Raw genomic sequence first — 25,515 nt, forward strand, 5'->3', positions numbered from 1 at the left:
GAAGAAAATGAAAAGAGCATTTATTTTAGTTTTAGATTCATTCGGTATCGGTGAAACAGCGGATGCGGACAAATTCGGTGATGTAGGTTCTGACACTATGGGCCACATTGCAGATCATTGTGACCAAGGTCTTGCAGACAATGCAGATCGTAAAGGTTCACTGACGCTGCCAAACCTGTCTAAGCTAGGTCTAGCGATGGCTCACAAAGAGTCTACAGGTCGTTTTGCTCCTGGTATGGATGTAGACGCTGAGATCATTGGCGCTTACGGTCACGCTGCTGAGTTGTCTTCTGGTAAAGACACGCCATCAGGTCACTGGGAAATCGCAGGTGTTCCGGTACTGTTTGACTGGGGCTACTTCACTGACAAAGAGAACAGCTTTCCAAAAGAACTGACTGACCGCATCCTTGAGCGTGCAGACCTGTCTGGTTTCTTAGGTAACTGCCACTCATCTGGCACGGAAATCCTAGATAACCTAGGTGAAGAGCACATGAAGACTGGCTTGCCTATCTTCTACACTTCTGCAGACTCTGTTTTCCAGATTGCTTGTCATGAAGAGACATTCGGCCTACAAAACCTATTAGACCTTTGTCAGATTGCTCGTGAAGAGCTCGAAGACTACAACATTGGTCGTGTTATCGCTCGTCCGTTCATTGGTCCAGGTAAAGGTCAATTTGAGCGTACTGGTAACCGTCGTGACCTTTCTGTTGAGCCACCTGCAGCCACCATTCTTCAGAAGTTGGTTGATGAGAAGGGCGGTAACGTTCACTCAATTGGTAAGATCTCTGATATCTACGCGGGTTGTGGTATCACTCAGAAAACCAAAGCAACAGGTATCCCTGCGCTATTTGAAGCAACCAAAGAAGCGATCAATGAAGCGGGCGACAACACTATCGTGTTCACTAACTTCGTTGATTTCGACTCAGCTTACGGCCACCGCCGTGATGTTGCGGGTTACGCAGCGGCACTTGAGTACTTCGATGGTCGTATCAATGAAATCATCGAGATGATGAAAGAAGACGATGTACTTATCTTAACGGCTGACCACGGCTGTGATCCGACATGGCCAGGTACTGACCATACTCGTGAACACATCCCTGTGATTGTTTACGGTCAAAAGGTTCCAGCAGGTTCTTTAGGCCGTCGCGATACTTTCGCTGATATCGGTCAAAGCTTAGCGTCATACTTTGGCACATCGCCAATGGGACACGGTACAAGCTTTCTATAATAGTTAACGAAGAGAGAGGGAAACCTCTCTCTTCTTTTTTTGTTTTGAGATTAAGGATATTTTCAATGGCTACTCCACATATTAATGCTGAAATGGGTGATTTCGCTGACGTAGTTTTAATGCCAGGCGACCCGCTACGTGCTAAATACATCGCTGAAACCTTCCTAGAAGAAGTGGTTCAAGTGTGCGACGTTCGCAACATGTTTGGTTACACCGGTACTTACAAAGGTCGTAAGGTGTCGGTAATGGGGCACGGTATGGGCATCCCATCTTGTTCTATTTACGCGACTGAACTGATCAAAGACTTTGGTGTGAAAAAGATCATTCGTGTCGGTAGTTGTGGTGCAGTGAGCGAAGATATCAAAGTGCGTGATGTAGTGATCGGCATGGGCGCATGCACTGACTCTAAAGTGAACCGTATTCGCTTTAAAGGTCATGACTTTGCGGCTATTGCGGATTACAAAATGGTGCGCGCGGCGGAAGATGCAGCCAAAGCTCGCGGTGTCGACGTAAAAGTGGGCAACCTGTTCTCGGCTGAGCTGTTCTACACGCCAGATCCAGAGATGTTCGAAGTAATGGACAAATACGGCATTGTTGGCGTAGAGATGGAAGCTGCAGGCATCTATGGTGTATGTGCTGAATATGGCGCCAAAGCTCTAACGATTTGTACTGTTTCTGATCACATCAAGACCGGTGAGCAAACCACATCAGATGAACGTCAAACGACTTTCAACGACATGATGGTTATCGCATTAGACTCAGTGTTGCTTGGTGACCAAGAATAATATTTATTTGTCTTAGCTTGGTAAGTTAACAGATAACAAAAAGCCCTGTTGCTGCCTGAGCTTCGGGGCTTTTTATTGTATTTAGCACTAACGTCATTGGCTGTTGTTAACTCAACCGAGAACTCCGTCGAATTTCTCACATTGCTAGCAGCTTGCTATACGGAGTCCTTTTCTGCTGAATCGAGATGTCTATGAGCTAGCATTTTTGAGCAGCAAATTCTCACCAGTTTTAGTCTTCCTTCTACGAATGAGCATGACAAACAGCACACCACTTACAAAACCCATCAGCACCATACCGATCATGTAGCGATCACTTTTGCGATAATGGTGATCAGAAATTGCAGTCATCTTACCCGTTTCGAAGGTCACTCGAATAAAGCCGATGATCGTCTTCTCTGGTGAATAAATAGGTTCAACTAATTGTTGTCTACCGATACTTGCTGTTGAAAGTGGCGTATCTAAGCCAAGAACCTCGCGTACGGAGAGAGCTTTTTCGCTCGAAGCCAGTCGAATACCCTCTGCATCATAGATGGTGGTATCAAACACCAGTCGGTCTTGAGATAGCTGATTAGTAAGATCAAGCAATCGCTCTTGGTCTTGTTGCGTGATCATCTTGCTGGCTGAAAGTGATGCCTGAGAGATAAGCAGCTTGGTAAGAGTTTCCAACTGTTTCGCTTGGATCTTCTCGTTACCTTTACTAATCACGACCGTATTTTTAATCGTTACAACGAACATGGTAGCCAGCAAAATGAGGGCTAGCATTCGTAAAGCGTTACGTATTGAGAACAATGATTCATTCATGTTTCATGAAGCCTGAAATAAACAAATGTTATGATTAAGACATATTGAGACTTGCGTTTTCAAATTGCAATAGGTTAACGTTTAGCATAGTTAATTAGGAATCATACACATGGACGCTCAGAAATATCTGCCGATAAAAAGGCATACCACATTATTAACTCGACTCCCTGAGACTCGTTTCGCTTCTCAACTCGCTAAATCCAAAGCCAATTGGATTGTGTTCGGTGAGTATCTATCTCCACAATCATTCGATGACATCGACTTCTTCACTGGCACTTACAACACCATCCTCGATACGTGGAAGGTTGGGCATTATGAAGTGGCTTTGATGTCAGGCAATCTAACACCAGCACACGAAGAAATCCTCCAAGCGTTAAAGCTTGATTATGCTTGCCTTAGCGAGGTCCCAGACTTATCTAAGCCAGGTTTGATCGTAATGGATATGGATTCTACAGCGATTCAAATTGAATGCATCGATGAGATTGCCAAGCTGGCTGGAGTGGGAGAGTTAGTCTCTGAAATCACAGAACGAGCAATGCAAGGCGAGCTCGATTTTGAACAGAGCCTACGCCAACGAGTAGGAGCACTCAAAGGTGCGGATGAGTCGATATTAGAGCAAGTGCGTCAGTCATTGCCATTCATGCCAGATTTGGTCGGGCTGGTGAATACTTTGAATAAGCTTGGCTGGAAAACAGCGATTGCATCAGGCGGTTTTACTTACTTCTCTGATTACCTGAAAGATACCCTTGATCTTGACCATGCTCAGTCAAACACGCTTGAGATTGTCAATGGTAAGTTGACGGGTGAAGTCTTAGGAGATGTTGTTTCGGCGCAGACCAAAGCGGATATCTTGGTAGAGTTAGCTGAAGAATACGAATTGGAACTGCACAATACCGTTGCCGTTGGTGATGGTGCTAATGACTTGGTTATGATGGGTTCTGCAGGTTTAGGTATTGCCTATCACGCGAAACCGAAAGTAGAGCAACAAGCTCAAACCGCTGTGCGTTATGCAGGTTTAGGCGGGGTACTGTGCATCTTGTCGGGTGTATTGGCTAAGCAGCAGAAGATAAGTTGGCAAGCGAAACCTTAGGGGTCCTATCTAAGTGCTATTGGCTATGTATCTTATTGGCAATAGTGACTCAGAAAAAAAGCAGGTGATGAGCCTGCTTTTTCTATTTTCAAACCCAGTAAATTGATGCTGACCTAACGAGTCAGCTCCAATCGAATCAACACTTCATCAGTAATATCTTCTATCTCGCCATAACCGATAAATGCAGTAACTTCATTCTCTAGCTTCTTAGCTTGATGCATGCTTATGCGTGAAAGCTCTTCTAAATCCGACTGGAATAAACTCGTCAACGGATTAAAGATAGGTGCAGTCGTGACTCGTAATACATACACGTCACCTAAATGCTGCGCTTTCTTAATGAATAAGATGCGTTCCTTTGCTGAGGCGAAGTCTTTGACCAACTTGGTGTGTACCGATTGGATCTTGTCGCCAAACTTTACCGCGGCAATGTATACGTCATGGTGTTTCGGCTCTGCACCTTCAATTCTTTTCAGTGGCTCAGCTAACAGTGAATTAGAGTGCCCTTTGAAAATCGGCTCGAGTGAGAACTTTTGATTATGGCCAAGCTTAGCAAGTAACGTTAGATGCTTATTTAATGGAAAATTCACACCAATGATCTTACAGCGCAGCGTTGAACCTGGCTTATCAATGAATATTGGGTTGCTGACCATCTTGCTTAACAAAATGTTGTGCAGAGATTCGAGCAGCGAATGTGTTGGCAGTATCTCTTGCTTCTTAATCAGCTTGCTTTGATTCTGATCGATAAGTCCATTAAGGAAAGCGATGGTACGCATCGTCTTGGCGTTCTCGGCAATAACCAGTTGCACGTTGCGGCCATTCGGGCTCACTCGAATCACCTGGTAAGGCACGGTGCTCAGTGGCAGGTTCTTGTCATAAAGCTGCAGTTCATTAAAGTTCACCAATACAGGATCATTAATCTTGAGGACCATTGGGTGTTCAAGGTTAATGCTCAGTCCACGCTTAGAGATATCTAAGGTGTGTCCGTTCGCCGCTGCGCCATCTTGTGATGTAAGCTGCAGCGGTGACTTAAATTGGTATCTCGGCTCTTTACGACGGGTCTGAGAGTCAAAGTAGATGCTTTGAATATTGCCGACGACAGTACGTGGGTGACGGAAGCGGTTTAATTCACTGCTTGGAATACGTGGCTTTTCACTCAGAAGATAGTCAGCTGCACTTTCGTGATCGCCGATCTCTTGCAAGATTCCGCAATGCGTCAGTTGAGCTGAGCTTTGGGCCAGCGTATCCGAGTGCCTAGCTAATGCTTGTCGCTCGGTGTCTGAAAGTTCGAAAACCGAGAACTTGAACGCTTTCCAACTTTTACGTTTACCACCGATGTGCCAGAACAGTTGTCTTTGTTCACGAGAGGCTTCAGGTAGCATCATTGAATAGAATAAGGTCTTGTTTTGGTGTTCATGGGTAAAAGAATAGATAACGTTACTGGTTCCCTTCACTCCTGGCTTAGCCAGCAGGTTCATACGTTGCTCGTTGAACAGGGTGCCTAGCGCTTGTTGATTTCGCTCGTCGTGCCAGTATTGCCATAACGGATGGTTGTTATCTGTCAGTAGGGCAAGCTTTAATTCACTGCCGCTGAAGAACAGCGGAAGGTTACAAGTATGCTTTAGATAGGTGTGTTCGATTCCTCGCGTACGAGTTCGAATGATCCTATCTTGGTTCTCATGGCTGGTTTTTTTACTGGTGCTATTTAAAGACTCATCGAGTAAGCGAGCCACAACATTGTTGTCGCTTACCTTGATGGTTCTTAGAAATTTGACCGCGTTGTTCTCATAGGATTCGTCGATACCCAAAACACGAAATTCAACCGCTTGGTTAACATCATTTTCTTGGGACTTTTCGATAAGCTCTGTGAACTTAACGCTGATGATCTCGCCGAGGTTATATCTAAAGGTGCTCGGCACCTTGAACTTTGCACCTGACGGAGAGATATCAACCGTTACACCATGTAGGCTTTGCCCTTTCGATGTGGTGATCTCAACCTGCGAGCTAATCTTGAGTCTGTTCTCTTGGCGCTTTAAGTCGTAACCTAGGTTAATCGCTTCCGCTTCATACGGACTGTTGGCGCTAGTAATGTCGTGGTTACCTTGAGAAGATGTTTTAACTACGCTCATTGGCTGAGTTCGCGGAGTCATTACTAACTCCCATGCGCCTTCTGTGTAACCTTTAAACTTTTTAGTGCCACGTTGATACGCGTTTAAGGCGATATCATCGAGCCAGTGCTTACGGCCGTCTAACGTGAACTGACGACATTCATTATCAATGCGCCCACGTAAATCAATGCTCTTTGTACACGGAGCCATGATACGATTCAGTTCCATTTTAACCAGCAGTTTTAGAGACGGAGATTCGCCTTCTGTCATTTGAGAAAGAAGGAATTCGAAATCTTCGGCGTGGTAGGCCGGGATAAGACGCTCTGCTACAGATAGAATTTCAGATTGCTGCATACTTTTCTTGTTAGAATGGACGGTGCATTTATGTTATCGACTAGTTTAAATCGATCTTTAAGTATAAGTGGTATGACTGCAACGTTTATTTTCACCCGTACGGTCAAATAAGTCACAAATTGACAACATCATTGTGTAACTGAGTAAATTATTGAGGTTTTATGGCTAAGGCAAAGCGAGCTTATGTGTGTAATGACTGTGGTGCTGACTTTCCACGCTGGCAGGGGCAGTGCAACGCATGTGGTGCTTGGAACACGATTACAGAAGTTAGGTTAGCCGCTTCACCTCAGGTAGCGCGTAATGAACGATTGAGTGGTTATGCTGGTGGTGCAACCGAGTCATCAGTTCAAACGTTGTCGGAAATCGACTTACAAGAAGTGCCACGCTTTAGCAGTGGCTTCAAAGAACTCGACCGCGTACTCGGTGGCGGTGTTGTACCAGGCGCTGCAATCCTGATTGGTGGTAACCCAGGGGCTGGTAAATCAACCTTGTTGTTGCAAACCATGTGTCAGCTTTCTTCTCAATTACCGACACTCTATGTCACAGGTGAAGAATCGTTGCAGCAGGTTGCGATGCGCGCTTCTCGACTTGGATTACCAAAGGAGCACTTAAAAATGCTCTCTGAAACCAACGTTGATAAAATCTGTCAGGTTGCGGAAAAAGAACAGCCAAAGATCATGGTTATCGATTCAATCCAAGTTATGCATGTCGCGGATGTTCAATCTTCACCGGGCAGTGTCGCTCAGGTTCGTGAATCGGCAACTGCACTAACGCGCTACGCAAAACAAAATAATGTTGCTGTGTTCTTAGTGGGACACGTAACTAAAGACGGCACCTTAGCCGGGCCAAAAGTGCTTGAGCACATAATTGACTGCTCAGTTCTATTGGATGGCGGAACCGATAGCCGCTTTAGAACATTGCGCAGCCACAAAAACCGTTTTGGTGCGGTCAATGAACTCGGTGTGTTTGCTATGACAGGCCAAGGACTAAAAGAAGTCAGCAACCCATCAGCGATTTTCTTGTCTCGTGGTGAGGAAGAAACCTCGGGCAGTTCGGTTATGGTTGTGTGGGAAGGTACTCGTCCACTGCTTGTTGAAATCCAAGCACTTGTGGACTATTCCCAGCTGGCTAACCCGCGTCGTGTCGCTGTCGGCCTAGAACAAAACAGGCTTTCGTTGTTATTAGCGGTGCTGCATAAACACGGCGGCTTACAAATGGCTGATCAAGATGTGTTTGTGAATGTCGTCGGTGGTGTTAAAGTAACCGAAACCAGTGCAGATCTTGCGTTGGTGATGGCTCTACTTTCAAGTTTCAGAGACCGTGCATTACCAAAAGATGTAGTGGTTTTTGGCGAAGTGGGCCTAGCGGGTGAGATTCGACCGGTACCGAGTGGGCAAGAGCGCCTTAATGAGGCATTTAAACACGGCTTTAAGAAAGCGATCGTACCGGCAGCAAACATGCCTAAAGGAGGCATTCCTGGAATGCAGATCCACGGTGTGAAAAAATTATCGGAAGCAATTAATGCTTTTGATGAGTTGTAATTGAGCTCACTTCAGCTACTCTATACAGCAGAAATTCAGTCTAACTTGAGCGCTATGTACGCTTTAGGTTAGCACTAAACTTAACAGTCACTTAGATTGTTTCTATAGATTGCCTTTTTCTATATGTTAGAAAAAGGCAAAGTTTTTTAGTCCCAAATGCATGCAAAGCTATCAGTCTTCACAGATTGTGATATACTCTGCGCGCATTTTATATCCTATTAACAGAGTAAGACAATGGCAGATTTATCGAAATACAGAAACATTGGTATTTTCGCGCACGTTGATGCGGGTAAAACAACTACCACTGAGCGTATCCTTAAGCTAACTGGTCAAATCCACAAGACTGGTGAAGTACATGATGGCGAATCAACGACTGACTTCATGGAACAGGAAGCTGAGCGCGGTATTACTATCCAATCAGCAGCTGTAAGCTGTTTTTGGAACGATCACCGTCTAAACGTTATCGATACTCCTGGACACGTTGACTTCACAGTTGAAGTATACCGTTCTCTTAAAGTTCTTGATGGCGGTATCGGTGTATTCTGTGGTTCTGGTGGTGTTGAACCTCAATCAGAAACCAACTGGCGCTACGCTAACGAATCAGAAGTATCTCGTCTGATCTTCGTTAACAAACTAGACCGTATGGGTGCAGATTTCTACAACGTTGTTGACCAAGTTAAAAACGTTCTAGGTGCTACTCCTCTAGTTATGGTTCTACCAATTGGTCGTGAAGACGAATTCGTTGGTGTTGTAGACCTACTAAGCCGTAAAGCATACGTTTGGGATGACACTGGTCTTCCTGAAAACTACGAAATCACAGATGTTCCTGCGGACATGGTTGATGACGTTGAGCAATACCGTGAAGAGCTAATCGAAACTGCTGTAGAGCAAGACGATGATCTAATGGAAGCTTACATGGAAGGTGAAGAGCCTTCTATCGAAGACATCAAGCGTTGTATCCGTAAAGGTACTCGTGATATCGCATTCTTCCCTACGTTCTGTGGTTCTGCGTTCAAGAACAAAGGTATGCAACTTATCCTTGATGCTGTAGTAGATTACCTACCAGCACCAACTGAAGTTGATCCTCAACCTCTAATGGATGAGAACGGCGAAGAAACTGGCGAACACGCTATCGTTTCTACAGATGAAACTTTCAAAGCGCTTGCATTCAAAATCATGGATGACCGCTTCGGTGCTCTAACTTTCGTTCGTATTTACTCTGGTAAACTGAACAAAGGTGACACGATTCTTAACTCATTCACTGGCAAGACAGAACGTGTTGGCCGTATGGTTGAGATGCAAGCTGATGACCGTAACGAACTAACTAGCGCACAAGCTGGTGACATCATTGCGATCGTTGGTATGAAGAACGTGCAAACTGGTCACACTCTATGTGATCCTAAGCACCAAGTAACGCTTGAGCCAATGGTATTCCCAACTCCAGTAATCTCAATCGCTGTATCTCCAAAAGATAAAGGCGGTTCTGAGAAAATGGGTATCGCGATCGGTAAAATGGTTGCAGAAGATCCATCTTTCCAAGTTGAGACTGACGAAGAGACTGGCGAAACTATCCTGAAAGGTATGGGTGAGCTTCACCTAGACATCAAGGTAGATATCCTTAAGCGTACATACGGCGTTGACCTAACTGTAGGTGCTCCTCAAGTTGCTTACCGTGAAACTATCACTCAAGCAATTGAAGATAGCTACACGCACAAGAAGCAATCTGGTGGTTCTGGTCAATTCGGTAAGATCGATTACCGTATCAAACCAGGCGAAGCAGGTTCTGGCTTCAAGTTCAACTCTGTAGTTGTGGGCGGTAACGTTCCTAAAGAATTCTGGCCTGCAGTTGAGAAAGGCTTCGCATCTATGATGGAAAACGGCGTACTAGCTGGCTTCCCAACTCTAGACGTTGAAGTTGAACTGTTCGATGGTGGCTTCCACGCAGTCGATTCATCTGCTATCGCATTTGAAATCGCAGCGAAAGGTGCATTCCGTCAATCTATGCCTAAAGCTGGCGCGCAACTTCTTGAGCCTATCATGAACGTTGACGTGTTCACTCCAGACGATCACGTTGGTGATGTTATCGGTGACCTTAACCGTCGTCGTGGCATGATCAAAGATCAACAAGCTGGCGTTACTGGTGTTCGTATTAAAGCTGACGTACCTCTTTCTGAGATGTTCGGCTACATCGGTCACCTACGTACTATCACTTCTGGTCGTGGCCAATTCTCTATGGAATTCGCACAATACGCACCATGTCCAACTAACGTTGCTGACGAAGTGATTGCAAAAGTTAAAGCAGAAAAAGAAGCTGGTAAGTAATTAGCCTTTTTCTCAATTAGCTAAAAAAGCCCCGCAAGTGAAAGCTTGCGGGGCTTTTTATTGCTTGTAACATACTGCGTGAGATGCGTGAGATGCGTGAGATGCGTGAGATGCGTGAGATGCGTGAGATGCGTGAGATGCGTGAGATGCGTGAGATGCGTGAGATGCGTGAGATGCGTGAGATGCGTGAGATGCGTGAGATGCGTGAGATGCGTGAGATGCGTGAGATGCGTGAGATGCGTGAGATGCGTGAGATGCGTGAGATGCGTGAGATGCGTGAGATAAAGTGACCCCGCACCTAATAGATACGGGACAGATTTAGATAGAGCGGAAGAAGAGGGGACTAGCGTTTTAAATCAATGTAGATCTGCTCTACTTTGGTACGAGCCCAGTCGGTTTTACGCAAAAACTTTAGGCTAGATTTAATACTCGGGTCTTTTTTAAAGCAGTTGATGTTGACCATGTAACTCAACTCTTCCCAACCGTAATGTTCAACCAATTCAGTCAGTAGCTTCTGTAGAGTGATACCATGAAGTGGGTTGTTTTCTTGTGTCATGAGGATGTTCTCGCCATTTATTTGAGCTAAGTATACCAGTTTCGCTTTATGAATTATCAGACCATTTCAGCTTGTAGTCAGTATCGATAATAGAAAGTTCTTCCCGCCCTCTACTCCCAAACAGCCGAACCTGACTTTGCATCCATGCTTCAAAACGTTTTATCTTATCGCGACGAAAATAACCAGCAGGTGCGCATAAAAAGTAATTGTACCTAGGCTTTAACGCTATGTTTCCGATTCGCACCAATTTCTTTTCTTGTAGATAGCGGTATACCAAGCTGTGCTTAACGAGTGCGACACCTTGAACGGATAGCGCACCTTCTAAAACAAAATGTGAGCCATCAAATTGTAATGATGTGCGGCCAGCTTTAACTCCTGCTACTTGCAACCAGAGTTTCCAATCCATATCTGGCCATCGGTCTTCAATTAACTCTGCTTTATGCAGATCGCTGATGTCATAGATTCCATATTTTTCTTGATAGATAGGATGGCAGACAGGGTAAACCACTTCGTCCATCAACCAACGTGATTCAATGTTTGGGTAGTTACCATGACCATATCGAACACAGACATCGACAGCCGAGTCTTCAAAGGTAACCAGTTTGTTGGTCGGTTCTATTAACATCGATAAATCTGGATGACGGTCGCGGAAGTCGCCAATTCTAGGTACTAACCAATGTTGTGCAAAAGAGGGCACGGTCGAAATCGACAATTGAGTGGGGTTGGGGTCTTGGTTTATTCGTCTTACTCCATCTTGAATATGAGCAAAGCCTTTCCTAGCTTGCAGGTAAAGCACTTCACCTTCATGAGTGAGTACTATTTTTCGGTGCTGACGAATAAACAGGTCTGCGCCTAACCATTCTTCAAGTTGGCGAATTTGTTGGCTGACTGCTGCAGCCGTGACAAATAGCTTTTCTGCTGCAAGCTTAAAACTGCCTGTTTCAGCCGCAGTATAAAAATAGTATATCCCTTGGAAAGGTGGGGTGCGCTCTCTCACATTAGTTTTCCTTAACTGAATGCCAGTATCTATCGTTTGTCGATGTTGCTCTATTGGTCGATTATTGACCATAACAAAGCGAAAGATCAACAGGAGAAAGGCTATGAATACGATCACAGCAACCGCAAATACCAACCATTCATTTTTGTCATCATTATCAATTAAGAAATTCTATTCTAAATTAGGCATGTACTTTCAAAATCGTAGAACCAGAAAGCAGCTGTCTGAGCTACCAGAGTATTTGTTGAGAGATGTAGGGATTACACAGGAACAAGTTGATAAGGAACTGAAGAAATCGTTTTGGGAGTGAGTGGGAGTGTTAGGGGAGGGACTGGCTAATCTAAGGTTGAGCGTACTTTGCTGCCAAAAAAAGGAGCCGTAATGGCTCCCTCTCGATTTTGATTACTCTTCCCAAACTACCAATTTATCTTTCGGCCAGTTATGACCGACTTCGTGGTACTTCTGCTCAAGGATATGTCGTTTGATCTTAAGAGTAGGAGTTAACACGCCATTCTCAATACTCCACGGTTCCTTAATCATCAATACACCTTTGATTTTCTCATGTGAGGCGAGTTGTTCGTTCATTTTTTCGATAACACGCTTGGTGGTTTTCTCATAACGGGCTCGATCAAAATTAGGGAAGTCGTGTGGAACGACAAGCAAAATAGGACCAGGTAAGCCTAAACCTATCAAACACATCATTTCTACGCGGCTGTATTCAAAGAGTTTGTTCTCGATAGGTACAGGAGCAACAAACTTACCTTTCGCGGTTTTAAAGGTATCTTTTTTACGTCCACGAATAGTTAGGTAGCCTTCGCTGTCGATATCACCAATATCACCAGTATGCAGCCAGCCATCAGAGTTAAAAGACTCTTGGGTTGCAATGTCATTTTTGTAATAACCAGAGAACATGCCCTTGCTTCGAACCAAAATCTCCTCGTCCTCTGCAATTTTGAGTTCGATCCCCGGGCCTGCGTTACCTACAGTACCAATTTTGTCAGCTCTAAAAGGGTGATTAATCGTGCTGTAGGCGAAAGACTCTGTCATTCCCCATGCCTCGGTAATGTGCAGACCAACACTTTCATACCATGCAAGTAGAGCTGGTGATACAGGCGCAGAGCCACATCCAAGAACACGAGCTTGATCCAAGCCTAGGCCATCGGCAAGCTTCTTCTTAATGATGTTGTTGATAAACGGAATCTTAAGTAAGAAGTTCAGTTTCTTCTGTGGCAATTTGTCTTGGATTCGCTGTTGGAACAGTGTCCATAAACGAGGAACTGAAATGAACAGAGTAGGACGATGCATTTTCACATCATCAATAAACGTGTCTAAAGACTCAGGGAAAGCCGTGACCACGCCACCCATTACTGAAGAACCAAAGATGTAAACGCGTTCTGTAATATGAGCAAGCGGTAGGTAAGAAAACAGGCGATCGCCGGGTTGGATACCAATATGGTCGATCAGCCTTTGAACTGACCATGTAAAGGCGCCGTATGTAAGCATTGCCCCTTTTGGTAATCCAGAGGTGCCTGATGTATACACTAATGACATTAGCTTGTCGTCGTGATGTTGAGGACGTTTGGTGGATGGTTCATGCGTATCGATCAGCTGTTCAAACGTGTGTTGGCATTTGGCTGCCGTATCGTATGGTAGAGAGATGCTGATTAAGTCGGGATTGTCATCCAATACCTTTTGGGTAGCAGCAGGATCATCTAGCTTACCTGCAATCACTATTTTACTTTCACTGTGCTCAATACAGTATTGGATGGTATCTGCACCAGCTGTTGGAAAGATTGGAACGCTGACAAAATCTCCTAACATCATGGCAAGATCGCAGATAAACCACTCTGCACAGTTTTTCGAGACGAGAGCTATTCGATCGCCTGATTGGGCTCCGAGTCCTTCTAATGCTGACGCCAGTTTCAGTGCTTTATCGGCCACTTCTTGATAAGTAAATTCGACAAATTGGCGGTTAATAATTTGTTTTAAATAGACCTCATTTGGGCGTTCTTCTGCCCATTTTAGGATCATTTCATTTGGTGTTGGGAGAGCTGTTGCGTTTTCTTGGCTAAACTCGTTAGGCTGAATCATTGTCTAACTCCATGTTTTTCGCTAAGTTATTTTTGTTAAAATCATGTTAAATGTACCATGATTTTTTCTTTTAGGGAGTAAAATTAGCGTTTTCTGTTATCTGTGCAGGCACGTCTGTAACTTGCAGGTGTTACTCCGGTCCTTTTCTTAAAAATTCTCGAAAAATATGACACGTCCTTGTATCCACATTGATAGGCAATTACGGCAATTTTTGATTCGGTATCCGCTTCAATCAATTTTTTGGCGAGTAGAATGCGTTTATCACAAACAAAGTCTCTAAAGCTTACCCCAAAGTGTAGATGAAACTTTTTCGAAAAGTAGGTTGTAGAACAATGACACTTCTCAGCGATCTCTGTTTCTCTAATTTCTTTGTTGATATTGTCCATGACAAAGTTAACGACTTCTGAAGTAAACAACTTTGCAGGTAGTTGATTATTGTTATTTATGTTTCTGTCGAGATCGAAGTGGGATTCGAAGATATGCTGTGTTTTACTCTTAAGCTCTTCGAATGTACTGGTCAGATGATTACTGTTTGTTTCGATAATGAAAAATATATTCTTATGATTTCGAATGATATTAGGTAACGAATCTGAACAAATAATGACAATTCTCTTGTTCAAGTTTTCACAAATAGATAATGCCATTGTAAGTAGTTGAAGTTTGTCAGGTCTATTCAATATAAAAAATACCAGTCTTACATCTAAGTTACTGATTACAGATATATCTTGCTTACAATTCTTAATGGGGAAGTAGTGGCTTATTTTATTGATAATAACAGCATTAAAATCACTGTCTTTATCTGATAATAAAGGTGTGACTACTTTCATATAGATACCAACTCTATTTCATATTAAATTGTGAGTTAAAAAATAGACAAATAACGAAGCATAATAATTAGATTAGAAGTACCACAAAAAAGTGCAAGTAAATGGCAAGAAAATCCTAACCTAATATATCTCTCACCTCTAGATTTAGTTTACAGGTAAACAAAGCCTGATACGCAAATCAAGGAGAGGTTCTCATGGATAAGTTTTTGAATAATTGTAAAGAATTCATGAAAGATGAAGAAGGGTTGACTGTAATCGAGTATGTAATCGGTGCAGCTTTATTGGTATTAGGTTTAACAACTGTATTTTCTGGTTTAGGGGCTACACTCGCAGCGAAACTGAACAGTATTGTTAATGGTCTATGATCGGTTAGGAGTGAAGCTGCAAAGAGGGCTTACTTCGGTTGCCTACATTATCGCTGCTGCGTTACTTGTCATTGCTATAGGATTGGTTTTTTCTGGGATGGCGACAGCCTTACTTAGCAAAATCCAGAGCATTTTTTCGAGTGTATGAATTAAATATATGATTAATGAGCCTTCAGTTTTTTGGGCATTGCTAATTGCAGTTTCGGTATACGATGTTGAGAAACATCGTATACCAAACAAAATATTGATACTGTTTTTGTTTGTGTACTTTTTATCAATGTTTAACCGCAATTACACCTTTGATGTTTTTTTAATGTCCTTAGTTGGATTCGTGGTGTTTTTTTGTTTTGGATTACTCTTATATTTTTTAAGAGCTATGTCTGCAGGAGATGTGAAGCTATTAGGTATTGTAGGGATGTATCTTGGGTGGGGACAATTACTTGATGCATCGTACTTTATCTTACTTTCTGCTGGAGTGATCGGGACTTTCTACTTGCTATATAATTTTTCCAACTCGAACAGTCTTAGTATCAAAGGCTATTTTGAAAATAAGCTAATTGTGCTTGGTGGAGTAGCACCAGTATCAAATGAAAGTACTAGTTTGCACGCTAGGTATTCAAATAAGGTGACGATGCCTTTTGCACCCTCTGTTGTTATGGGATTAGCGATGTATAGCTACTTTACTTAAACCTGTTGTTGGTTAGCTTTGTGGAGAGGAATAATATATGGATATTATAGGGCGTACTGCTCCAACAACTTTGAAGCCTCAAATTTCAGCCCCAGCCGTTCCTACATCTATTGATATGTTGGGTGTTCCTGAAGTCGTTATTGAAAACCTTGTACTCAAGCATTTGTCTGCTTACCCTAAGTCGGATGTGTTAGAACTCTCTAATTATATGTGTGTTGTCACCCATATTGTGGAAAGTGCTTTGGCCGTTTTAAGGAAAAAGTCGTTAATTGAGGTATTTCAGCCTACCTCAGATCTTTCTCTATCATCAGTTTCCCATAGTCATGTCCGTTACTCCCTTTCTGAAAAAGGGCTGGAAGAAGCTGATCTTGCCTTTAAACGTGATGCTTATTTAGGGCCCGCGCCAGTTTCGCTTGACCAGTACAGTGATGTGGTCAAACAGCAAGACCTGAGAGTAGAGCTAGTCACTAGACCACATGTCGAAGCTGCTCTGGATGATGTATATGGTGTCGATAAAATGATTTCAGTGCTAGGGCCTGCAATCAATTCTGGACGTGCTTTGTTGTTATATGGGCACGCTGGTACTGGTAAAACCTTTGTCGCGAGCCGAATTGTCAATGCGCTGCACACCTCTGTGTTTATCCCTTATGCAGTCTATGCCTTAGGTAATATTATCAAGGTGTTTTCTGCACAACATCATAAACCGTTGGATAGTAACGGCAGTGATCAAAGTATTTCTCTCAAAGATCAATACGACAAGCGTTGGCTTAATTGTGAAAGGCCAAATATCCAAGTTGGGGGTGAACTGACTATGGATATGCTTGAAGTTAATCATTCAGAAAATAGTCGAGTCTGGTTAGCCCCAGTACAAATGATGGCAAATAATGGGATTTTTGTCATTGATGACCTTGGTCGTCAGCCTATGCCGGTGGATGCGCTTCTTAATCGTTGGATTGTACCGATGGAGTACTCATTCGACTATTTGTCGCTGCCTAATGGTCAGCAGATAACGATGCCATTTGTATTAACTCTTGCCTTTTCTACCAATCTAAACCCAAAGAAAATAAGCGATCCCGCCTTTTTACGTCGTTTAGGTTACAAGATTGAATTCAAGCCACTTAACCAGCGAGATTATGAAGCTTTATGGATGAGCGTCGTTGCTGATAGAGAAGTAGAGCTTCAAGACGGCTTCTTTGAGCGTTTGTCTCAAATGCACACGCTGCTTAAGGTGCCACTTTTCCCATGTTTACCGAAAGATCTCGTTGGTATAAGCAAAGATATTCTTTCGTTTGAGCAGCTACCACCTGTTATCACATTCGATATTCTTTCCATGGCATGGGAAGTCTATTTTACCTCTGATGGACACGAGGAAGAGAATAATGAATAAGAGTCAAGTTTTCCTACTGTTTTTACTGTCCGTAGTATTCGGCTTAGCGGCTGTATTTTTTGCTAAGCAGTGGATGGATGATCAAGTTCAGCCAACCGTTGAAGTTGAAACGGTCGAGCGTCACCCCGTTGTTGTCGCATCACAAGAAATTGAAGCCGGAACTATTATCGAGGATCAGTTTTTAACCACCAGATTGATGGAAGTTGATTGGATTAATGAAAATAACTATTCGGATAAAGCAGAGCTGATTGGCAAGGTTGTTGCGAATACTGTCTATGCGGGAGAGGTGCTTCACAAGTTACGATTTACTGTACCAGGAGAAGGGTCAACGCTTGCAGCTCTTATCCCTGAAAATAAACGTGCGGTAACGATACGTGTTGATGATGTTATTGGTGTGGCGGGTTTCTTATTACCGGGTAACAAGGTTGATATTCTCAATACCGTTTCTTACGGAAAAAATTCTGCAGCGACTCAAACAGTATTAAAAGACATCAAGGTTTTGGCTGTCGACCAAACGGCTAAAACGAAAGAAAACAGTCCGATTATTGTACGAGCGGTAACACTTGAGATGACGCCGAAAGAGGCAGAGAAACTTCTCACGGCTAAAAGCAAAGGCGATATTCAGCTGACTTTGAGAAACCCACATGAAGTTGAGAAAAAAGTGGTTCGTCGATATGTGCCTAGACCAAGTGTCACCATTATCAAAGGTACAGAAACATCTAATGTGCGCGTCAAGGATTGAGGTGAAATATGAGAATATTAATTGCGTGTGTTTTGAGCCTGATTTGTATTTCGACGGCCAGTGTTGCGGCGTTACAAACGGGAAAAACAGTCACGGTTCCACATCATAAATCTACGCATGTCGTGCTGTCGGGAAAAGCGGCGAAGGTTTCTCTTGGTGATCCTGATGTTTTAGATATTGTAATTTTAAAATCAAATGAAGTGTTTTTAATTGGTAAAAAATTAGGTGCGACAAACCTAATGGCTTGGGACTCTCGAGGTCGGTTAATTGAGTCTATTAACATTGAGGTTACTCATGATCTTAATAGCCTCAAAGCTAAATTATATGAGTTCCTTCCAGATGAAACTATCGAAGTGCACAGTGCGCAGAACCGTCTATTATTGAGCGGTCAGGTGAGTAATCAACAACAAATGAATGTCGCGATGCGAATTGCAGAAACGTATTCATCTGGGCAAACCGCTGACAAATCAAATGAAAGTGGTAGCGAGCAAGCCGCTGCTACCGGTGTTATCAATTTGATGTCCATTGGCGGGGCCCAACAAGTCATGTTAGAGGTAACCGTTGCCGAGGTTCAAAGAAGCTTGGTAAGAAAGTTTGATGCAAACTTCCACTTCTTCCAAACCAGTGGGTCTGACTTTTCTTGGGGGGCGTCTTCCGTACCTGCAGGAGTATTAGGAGCAACGCCTATCTTTAATATTCCTACGTCGACGGACTACGGCATATTAGGGTCATTCATTGATAGTAATACATTGTTTACTTTCGCACTGGACGTAGCAAAACAAAACGGGGTCGCTAAGGTATTGGCTGAACCGAATTTAACCGCATTAAGTGGTTCTAAGGCTGAGTTTTTAGCTGGTGGGGAATTTCCAATTCCAGTGCCTGATGAGGATGGTATTACGATTGAGTACAAAGAGTATGGTGTAGGTTTAAAGTTCATCCCAACGGTACTCAGTGACAAAAAAATCAACCTAAACTTAGCGGTTGATGTTAGTGAAATTGCCAATAGTAGCTCGTTAACGATTGATCCTGGTACTACCAATGCGACTTACTTTATCCCTCCGATTACACGAAGAAGTGCGTCATCGACGCTTGAGTTAGCCGACGGTCAAACTATCGGTATTGCGGGGTTGCTGAGTGAGAATGTTAGGGACATCAGTAACAAGATGCCAGGCTTTGGCGATGTGCCGATTTTAGGTCAGCTTTTCAATAGCCAAGAGTATGTATCTGGTGAAACAGAGCTCGTTATTCTTGTAACTCCTCGACTCGCTAAACCTATTGATCGAACGAAAGTGACGTTACCAACCGATGCTTTTGTTGATCCTAATGACTTGGAATATTACTTATTGGGTCGAAGCGCTTATATAGCTGAACCGTCTGAATCTGATTCAGAACAGTCTCAAGCGTCACAGGATATATCACCGACCGATGGTGGTAGTGAAGGTTCATTTGGGCATGATTTATAAGGAGATAGATATGATTAGAATAATGATGGTCTTTCTCGTGATGGTGTTGGTTGGCTGTGCAAATGATGCTCGTCTAGGGCACTCGGTAGCACTAGTGAAAACAGAGCAAACGTATAACCCTAATGCGACCCAAGAGAATTTACTCGAAGTACCTGATGGTACAGGGGAGCGGATGCAGACTGGTTACGACAGATATGTAGGCAGAGGTGAAAATGATCTGTCCGGAAGTAGTAGCCAGATCTTAGAAGATTTTAACTAAATCTGGAGGTACTCACATGTTGTATCGAGTATCACAAAGCCCGAAAAAACAACAAGGCTTAGTTGCGGTGATGATTACTGCTGCCTTGTTGGTTTTTCTAGCTGTCTCAGCGCTAGCTGTAGACATAAACCATATGGTCGTGAATAAAACGCGCTTACAAAATGCAGTCGATTCTGCAGCGTTGGCTGCCGCAACCATATTAGACAATAGTAAAGATAAAGACGCTGTAGACGCAGAAGTGGGTAAGGCACTTAATGCTATGGCGGCTTCAACCGGGAACCAAGAAATTGATTTCTCTACCGCTTCTATAGGTATTGATTATTCCAATGATCCACAGGACTTTACTGGCAGCGCAACTTTTGGTGCAAATGATGATGTTTATGTGCGTGTTCGCGTAGATGCACTAGAAATGGACGAATTCTTTATTCAACTGTTTGGTCTTGAAAAAGTGGTATCGGCAAGTGCTGTCGCAGGACCGAGTTCAGGCCTCGCTTATAATAATGTTGTACCCATTGGAGTGTGTATTGGTGATGGTACTTCTGATAATGATGTTAATGAAGATGGTTATCATGACGAAACCGGTGAAGAGATAACCAATGTGTTCGGTTATGAAGTTGGAACCGTTCACGCTTTAAAGGTTGGAGACAGTAGTCTATCTGAAATGGGTAATGGTAATTATCACCTGCTGGACTTTGGTTCTGGTGGTAACACTATCAAAGAAGGCTTAGGTGGTAGTTATGATCAGCCAGTTAAAATTGGTGAAGATATCACAACCAAACCTGGCGGCACGGTTGGTCCGACAGGTGATGGTTTAAATACTCGTTTTGGTGATTATGGCGGTGGATTATCGGCATCTGATTACCCTTCAGATTATGTGACCACAGAACCTACCAATGAAATAACGATTGATGCCAATACTGGAGAGATCACTTTCGATGATAGCTACGATTACGCTCAATATAAGTTAGATACCAATGCCTGTATAGCAAGTGGCGGTTCTGGGTGCGCATCTAATGGTGTTGCTTGGCGTCGTATTTTACCTATACCTATGGTGGACTGCTCGGGTAAAAGTGGCGGCTCTACCGACTTTACAGTGAATAAAATTGGCTGCTTTTTCTTGTTGCAAAAAGCACCAACTAACAACTCAGGTACACCCGCCGTTTTTGGTGAGTTTATACATTCTTGCAGTGTTACTGGTGGCTCTAGTAGTAATCAGTCGACAACCGAAGGGGCTTACAGGATTGTTTTGTATAAGGACCCTGATAGCGGGGAGTCGTAATTATGACACTATCTAATAAACATCAACGTGGTTTTTCTGCTGTTGAGATGGTCATTGCGACCCCTGTGTTACTGTTTTTTTTGGGGTTGGTGATCGAGCTTGGCAATATTTTGATTCACTACAATGTTATCTCTAAATCTGTACAAAATGGCGCACGATATGCTGTTAGTGAGGTTTACGATACCAAAGGTGGCACTATTGCCCCAACGTTGGAGATTCAAAATGTGGTGGTTTATGGCCAGAGCAGCGTAGGGACGGCTGTGTTATCTACATTGACGACATCAGATGTAACGGTAACACCACCCTCTATTGACAGCTATGTACGAGTCAGCGTGACATATGACTATGTGCCGTTGTTTTTGTCTATTCCTTTATCCGCCACAAGTTTTTCTATTCCGTTAAGTGTCACTTCGGTGATGAGGGTACTGTGATGAAAAGGTTTAAAGGACGTGTCAAAGGGCTTGCCATCATTGAATTCACTTTAGTCTCATCGTTAATTTTTCTACTACTCTTTCTCATTTTAGCGTTGGGTGCCTATATATTTTCGCTGCAAATGGTCAGTGAGGCGACTAGGAAGGCCGCTAGGTTAGCGACAGTCTGTTACGTCCTTGATAGAGATAATATTGCGGGAATGGTGGTGAATGATATTCCTCTTGTTGGGTTTACTAATGCGAATTTAGAAGTAGCTTACTTAGACGCGAGCGGCAGTGAAATTACGTCTGGTTACGAGACTAATCCCGGATTTGGCACCATTAAATTTGTGCGTGCTAGAGCTACGGGTTATGGCATTCAGTTAATCAGTAACCTAAGCTTTCTAGGAAATAATGGATTTCTTGCAGCCCCTGCGTTTGAAACAATACTGCCGGCAGAAAGCTTAGGGGTGGTAAGGGCTGAAGCTGGCACAGACATCAAAAATCGGTGCCCATAAGCGGTTATTTAAAAGGAGATGAATATATGGGGGAAGCGATCAAAATAACGCCTAATGAAAACGATAAGGATATAACGCGTTTAAGAACGAATCTAAAGGTTTGGTTAGTCTACAGCACTGACGCCTTTCATTCGCATATGACTCAAGAGCTAAAAAAATGCCGAAATGTTCATGTGACGTCGTTTTCTCTTGCGGCAATGAGTGAGGAATACTTAAAAAGTGCGGATGTTCCAGAGCTTATTTTCGTTGAAGCTCACGGGAATTGGGCGCAAAAAATGGTTGAGTTGCAAGGGTATGATTTGTCTTTAGAAGACAAGGACTTGTCTTTAGTTGTGCTCGGTGATGAAAGTGATAATGGGTCACTAAAAATCGCACTGCGTTTAGGTGCTTCAGATTTTTTGTCTCACAATGTGACCCTATCGGACCTACTACCACTCTTGAAGAAAACGGCCTCTGAAAAGCTTGAGAACTCCAGTTACGGAGAGTTTATCTTGTTTTTGAACACTAAAGGAGGGATGGGAGCAACCACCTTAGCGTTAAATACTGCCATTGAGATGGCCACGCAACATCCTAATGAAGTACTTTTGCTCGATATCGATCTTCAATTTGGCGTGATACCTGATTATTTGAACATAACTCCCACTTATAGTGTTTCGGATGCGATCAACAGTTCTAATGATTTGGATGAAATGTCTTTGGGGTCATTGGTAAACAAACATGAATCGGGTTTGCATGTTCTAAGCTTTAAGCATGAAAATAACGCAGATGATTTCGAACAGGCTCAGAAAATTGGCAGATTACTTCCAATTCTGCGTCGTTTTTACCCTTATGTGATCATTGACCTGTCTAGAGGCTTGGATCACGTGTTTGCATCAGCAATCTCACCTGCGACGAAAGTACTTTTGGTTTTACAACAGAGCCTAGTGTCAGTAAAAAACACAAGTCGACTAATTAAGTCTCTGAAGTTTGAGTATGGCTTACAAAGTGACTCAATAGAGGTCATTCTCAACCGTTATGAAAAGCGACATTCAATTAAGTTAAAAGATGTAGAGCAGGCGGTGGGTAATCACAATATCCATCTTATGCCTAACGATTTTAAAGTTGCGCTGGAGAGTGCCAACTTGGGGCAGCCGTTAGTTCAGTCGAGAAAGAAAAGCTCTATTACTCGCTCTATCATAGATTTATCTCATGTTCTCTCACCACCAGAACAGGAAGAGAAAGGATGGTTGAAAAAGTTGTTTTCATAATGGGTTGATGAAAAGTAAACACGAGGGATTGTGATGTTCTTTAAACGAAAAAATGTAAATCCAGAGTTTGAAAAAAGTAGAACAGATTTCGCATGATTCAGAAGATGCCAATCCTGTTGACCGTTTATCCAATGTTGAGGCGTCTAGTCAGTCTCGAAATACGGAAGCGAGCGTTGAAAAGGAGAAGGCGATTGATGAGGCTCGAAAGATTTTAGAGCAGGAGCTATCAATCAAACACTTCTTTCATAAGCAGCTGCTGGAGACCCTAGATTTAGGGTTACTTTCTAGCTTGGAGAAAGAGCGCGCTAAGCTCGATTTACACGAAGCCATCGTACAGTTAATGGCTGAAGATGGTAGCCATGCATTGAGTGCGGAAGGGCGCAAGCGGGTTATCAAGCAGATAGAAGATGAGGTTTTTGGCCTTGGTCCGCTAGAGCCTTTATTAGCTGATCAAACCGTGTCAGATATACTGGTCAACGGCCCTAAAAGTGTTTACGTTGAGCGAAGAGGTAAACTCGAAAAAACGCCCTATACTTTTCTTGATGACCGCCATCTGAGAAACATTATCGACCGCATCGTAAGCCAAGTAGGGCGTCGCATAGATGAAGCGTCACCTATGGTCGATGCGCGCTTAGTTGACGGTTCACGTGTTAACGCAATTATCCCGCCTCTCGCACTTGATGGTCCTTCCGTTTCTATCCGTCGCTTTGCTGTTGACCGTTTGACTATGGATAACTTGATTGACTATGACTCAGTGTCTCCTCAGATGGCTAAGTTTGTCGAAGCTGCGGTTAAAGGTGAATTAAATATCTTAATTTCCGGAGGGACTGGCTCTGGTAAAACGACAACACTGAATATTTTTTCTGGCTTTATTCCTCGAGATCAACGAATTATTACCATAGAAGACTCGGCGGAATTACAACTTCAACAACCTCATGTAATTCGCTTAGAAACCCGCCCTGCCAACCTTGAAGGGAAGGGAGAAATTAGCCAGCGCGAATTGGTTAAAAATACCTTACGTATGCGACCTGATCGAATCGTGGTCGGGGAGGTACGTGGTAGCGAAGCCGTTGACATGCTAGCGGCGATGAACACGGGTCATGATGGTTCACTTGCCACCATTCACGCAAATACCCCCCGTGATGCCTTGAGTCGTGTCGAAAACATGTTTTCGATGGCTGGGTGGAACATATCAACCAAAAACTTACGAGCGCAAATAGCTTCGGCTATCCACCTTGTTGTTCAAATGGAGCGCCAAGAAGATGGTAAGCGTCGTATGGTGAGTATCCAAGAGATCAACGGCATGGAAGGTGAGGTCATTACTATGTCGGAAATTTTCCGTTTTCAGCGTAAAGGTATTGATGAAGATGGCAATATTATCGGTTATTTCACGGCAACGGGAGTTGTGCCTCAATACCATGACCAGTTAGTCAAACGGGGACTCGATCTGCCTTTCGAGCTCTTTAGTGAGACCAAAGGTTAAGGAGAGATTATGGACAATGTAAGCGTTTCATTAGGCCTATTGTTTATCGCAGTGCTTTTTATTTCCCAAGCGTTGTTGTTACCTGCTGCTGGTAAGAAAGCGAAGCATAAAGAGTTGTCTCGTCGCTTAAAAGAGACGCAACGTAATATCGATGCAGAGAGTTTGTCATTACTCAAAGAGCACTATAACAAAGAACTCTCCCCGCTGGACCGTAAGCTCATCGTTATCTCTTTTTTCGCGGGCTTGAAAAAAATGTTGGAACTCGCAGGTATGAAAGTGGCTTTAAGCCGATTCTTACTGATTATTTCTCTTTGTGCTGTATTGCTCTCATTGATATCGATAATGACTAACCAAGTGTGGTTCATAAGTGTAGCGGCATTCATTTTCGTTTGGGTCATTGCTTACTTGTTTGTGCAAAACCGAGTGACTTACCGAATGGCTCGATTTGAAGAGCAACTTCCTGAGGCGTTGGATATTATTCGACGTGCCTTACAAGCAGGACAACCGCTCGTTCAATCATTTAATGAGGTTGGCGAAGAGCTTCCTGACCCAATAGGTACTGAATTTAAGAACACCTATAATTTACTTAATTATGGTTATGATTTACGTCTAGCGATTTTACAGATGACAGAACGAGTCCCCACCGTATCAATGCTGGCTTTTTCCAGTGCCGTAATGTTGCAAAAAGAGACTGGGGGTAACTTATCTGAGAACCTGCAAAAGGTATCTGAAGTACTTAGAGCGCGTTTTAAACTGGAAAGGAAGGTAAAAACACTCTCTGCTGAAAGTCGCTTATCAGCATGGATCTTAACGTTATCCCCTTTTGGTTTGTTTTTCGCATTACGGGTGGCTAGTCCCGAATATATCGAGCCACTTTATAAAGATCCGCGCGGTTTATCGATGGTCAGTGTCGGTATTGTTCTTTTGGCCATCGGGGCCTTGTGGATTAAAAAGATCATTAGCATAGAGATTTAACT

Annotated in this window: 24 protein-coding genes and 1 pseudogene; 19 read left to right on the top strand and 6 right to left on the bottom strand. The window is 43.3% G+C overall.

All coding sequences use genetic code 11. From position 1 onward, the window contains the following. Positions 1 to 7 precede the first annotated feature (7 nt). Both AB8613_RS11895 and deoD read left to right on the top strand, forming a co-directional pair. Entirely contained in the window at positions 8 to 1,228 is a 1,221-nt protein-coding gene (locus AB8613_RS11895; RefSeq protein ID WP_372383857.1) for a phosphopentomutase, read from the top strand. A gap of 65 nt (positions 1,229 to 1,293) precedes the next feature. After that, positions 1,294 to 2,013 (top strand): purine-nucleoside phosphorylase, encoded by a 720-nt coding sequence (gene deoD, locus AB8613_RS11900; protein WP_004734474.1) that lies wholly within the window; start codon positions 1,294 to 1,296, stop codon positions 2,011 to 2,013. Between the two features lie 189 nt (positions 2,014 to 2,202). On the opposite strand, the gene AB8613_RS11905 is transcribed toward deoD, so the two are convergent. Further along, positions 2,203 to 2,814: a YtjB family periplasmic protein gene (locus tag AB8613_RS11905; RefSeq protein WP_081090108.1), complete on the bottom strand. Its 612-nt coding sequence runs from the start codon at positions 2,812 to 2,814 to the stop codon at positions 2,203 to 2,205. Between the two features lie 109 nt (positions 2,815 to 2,923). Here AB8613_RS11905 and serB point away from each other — a divergent pair, with 109 nt between their 5' ends. Then, a complete protein-coding gene (serB, locus tag AB8613_RS11910) occupies positions 2,924 to 3,904 on the top strand; it encodes a phosphoserine phosphatase (protein ID WP_017058828.1) in 981 nt (326 codons plus the stop codon). Positions 3,905 to 4,017: 113 nt separating this feature from the next. Here serB and AB8613_RS11915 read toward each other — a convergent pair whose 3' ends face one another. Then, positions 4,018 to 6,363 (bottom strand): PilZ domain-containing protein, encoded by a 2,346-nt coding sequence (locus tag AB8613_RS11915; protein WP_146490669.1) that lies wholly within the window; start codon positions 6,361 to 6,363, stop codon positions 4,018 to 4,020. 161 nt (positions 6,364 to 6,524) lie between these two features. Between AB8613_RS11915 and radA the strand changes: the two genes are divergently transcribed. The 3 genes from radA (at position 6,525) to AB8613_RS11930 (ending at position 10,516) form a co-directional block, all read left to right on the top strand. Further along, entirely contained in the window at positions 6,525 to 7,904 is a 1,380-nt protein-coding gene (gene radA, locus AB8613_RS11920) for a DNA repair protein RadA (RefSeq protein ID WP_017063288.1), read from the top strand. 234 nt (positions 7,905 to 8,138) lie between these two features. Further along, a complete protein-coding gene (gene fusA, locus AB8613_RS11925; protein ID WP_019819832.1) occupies positions 8,139 to 10,226 on the top strand; it encodes an elongation factor G in 2,088 nt (695 codons plus the stop codon). A gap of 92 nt (positions 10,227 to 10,318) precedes the next feature. Next, on the top strand, positions 10,319 to 10,516 hold the full coding sequence (locus AB8613_RS11930) for a hypothetical protein (RefSeq protein ID WP_372383858.1): 198 nt from the start codon (positions 10,319 to 10,321) through the stop codon (positions 10,514 to 10,516). A gap of 53 nt (positions 10,517 to 10,569) precedes the next feature. Here the strand turns inward: AB8613_RS11930 and AB8613_RS11935 are convergent, their stop codons facing one another. Then, positions 10,570 to 10,782 (bottom strand): VF530 family DNA-binding protein, encoded by a 213-nt coding sequence (locus tag AB8613_RS11935; protein ID WP_017106559.1) that lies wholly within the window; start codon positions 10,780 to 10,782, stop codon positions 10,570 to 10,572. Positions 10,783 to 10,828: 46 nt separating this feature from the next. After that, positions 10,829 to 11,779 carry a LysR substrate-binding domain-containing protein gene (locus AB8613_RS11940; protein WP_372383859.1) on the bottom strand — a complete coding sequence of 317 codons (951 nt, stop codon included), beginning with the start codon at positions 11,777 to 11,779 and terminating at the stop codon, positions 10,829 to 10,831. Positions 11,780 to 11,882: 103 nt separating this feature from the next. Here AB8613_RS11940 and AB8613_RS11945 point away from each other — a divergent pair, with 103 nt between their 5' ends. Beyond that, a complete protein-coding gene (locus AB8613_RS11945; protein WP_048658140.1) occupies positions 11,883 to 12,089 on the top strand; it encodes a DUF1127 domain-containing protein in 207 nt (68 codons plus the stop codon). Between the two features lie 92 nt (positions 12,090 to 12,181). Here the strand turns inward: AB8613_RS11945 and AB8613_RS11950 are convergent, their stop codons facing one another. Next, entirely contained in the window at positions 12,182 to 13,870 is a 1,689-nt protein-coding gene (locus AB8613_RS11950; protein ID WP_372383860.1) for an AMP-binding protein, read from the bottom strand. An 83-nt stretch (positions 13,871 to 13,953) separates the two neighbouring features. Then, complete coding sequence (locus AB8613_RS11955; RefSeq protein WP_285954270.1) at positions 13,954 to 14,697, bottom strand: AraC family transcriptional regulator; 744 nt, start codon at positions 14,695 to 14,697, stop codon at positions 13,954 to 13,956. A gap of 194 nt (positions 14,698 to 14,891) precedes the next feature. Between AB8613_RS11955 and AB8613_RS11960 the strand changes: the two genes are divergently transcribed. From AB8613_RS11960 to AB8613_RS12015, 12 genes and pseudogenes are all read left to right on the top strand, one after another. Beyond that, complete coding sequence (locus tag AB8613_RS11960) at positions 14,892 to 15,062, top strand: Flp family type IVb pilin (protein ID WP_102480233.1); 171 nt, start codon at positions 14,892 to 14,894, stop codon at positions 15,060 to 15,062. A gap of 157 nt (positions 15,063 to 15,219) precedes the next feature. Then, the gene (locus tag AB8613_RS11965) at positions 15,220 to 15,750 is read left to right on the top strand and encodes a prepilin peptidase (RefSeq protein ID WP_146492032.1); all 531 of its coding nucleotides are present in this window, start codon (positions 15,220 to 15,222) and stop codon (positions 15,748 to 15,750) included. A gap of 37 nt (positions 15,751 to 15,787) precedes the next feature. Continuing rightward, positions 15,788 to 17,137, top strand: a complete 1,350-nt coding sequence (locus AB8613_RS11970; protein ID WP_285954271.1) for an AAA family ATPase — start codon at positions 15,788 to 15,790, stop codon at positions 17,135 to 17,137. After that, complete coding sequence (gene cpaB, locus AB8613_RS11975) at positions 17,130 to 17,879, top strand: Flp pilus assembly protein CpaB (protein WP_048605624.1); 750 nt, start codon at positions 17,130 to 17,132, stop codon at positions 17,877 to 17,879. Before AB8613_RS11970 ends, cpaB begins: the two co-directional genes overlap by 8 nt. Before the next feature lie 8 nt (positions 17,880 to 17,887). After that, positions 17,888 to 19,342 carry a type II and III secretion system protein family protein gene (locus tag AB8613_RS11980; RefSeq protein WP_146492034.1) on the top strand — a complete coding sequence of 485 codons (1,455 nt, stop codon included), beginning with the start codon at positions 17,888 to 17,890 and terminating at the stop codon, positions 19,340 to 19,342. Beyond that, the gene (locus tag AB8613_RS11985) at positions 19,332 to 19,601 is read left to right on the top strand and encodes a hypothetical protein (protein ID WP_029405622.1); all 270 of its coding nucleotides are present in this window, start codon (positions 19,332 to 19,334) and stop codon (positions 19,599 to 19,601) included. Before AB8613_RS11980 ends, AB8613_RS11985 begins: the two co-directional genes overlap by 11 nt. A 16-nt stretch (positions 19,602 to 19,617) precedes the next feature. Then, positions 19,618 to 20,880, top strand: a complete 1,263-nt coding sequence (locus tag AB8613_RS11990; protein ID WP_372383861.1) for a pilus assembly protein TadG-related protein — start codon at positions 19,618 to 19,620, stop codon at positions 20,878 to 20,880. 2 nt (positions 20,881 to 20,882) lie between these two features. After that, positions 20,883 to 21,311, top strand: a complete 429-nt coding sequence (locus tag AB8613_RS11995) for a TadE/TadG family type IV pilus assembly protein (protein ID WP_372383862.1) — start codon at positions 20,883 to 20,885, stop codon at positions 21,309 to 21,311. Next, complete coding sequence (locus AB8613_RS12000; protein WP_029405623.1) at positions 21,311 to 21,808, top strand: TadE/TadG family type IV pilus assembly protein; 498 nt, start codon at positions 21,311 to 21,313, stop codon at positions 21,806 to 21,808. The genes AB8613_RS11995 and AB8613_RS12000 overlap by 1 nt, the downstream gene beginning before the upstream one ends. Positions 21,809 to 21,834: 26 nt before the next feature. After that, positions 21,835 to 23,055: an AAA family ATPase gene (locus AB8613_RS12005; protein ID WP_285954272.1), complete on the top strand. Its 1,221-nt coding sequence runs from the start codon at positions 21,835 to 21,837 to the stop codon at positions 23,053 to 23,055. 33 nt (positions 23,056 to 23,088) lie between these two features. After that, positions 23,089 to 24,538 (top strand): annotated as a pseudogene (locus AB8613_RS12010) (CpaF family protein). A 9-nt stretch (positions 24,539 to 24,547) separates the two neighbouring features. Beyond that, on the top strand, positions 24,548 to 25,513 hold the full coding sequence (locus AB8613_RS12015; protein ID WP_048615562.1) for a type II secretion system F family protein: 966 nt from the start codon (positions 24,548 to 24,550) through the stop codon (positions 25,511 to 25,513). Positions 25,514 to 25,515: the final 2 nt, after the last annotated feature.

It is taken from the genome of Vibrio sp. BS-M-Sm-2, from assembly GCF_041504345.1.
Lineage (GTDB): Bacteria > Pseudomonadota > Gammaproteobacteria > Enterobacterales > Vibrionaceae > Vibrio > Vibrio satsumensis.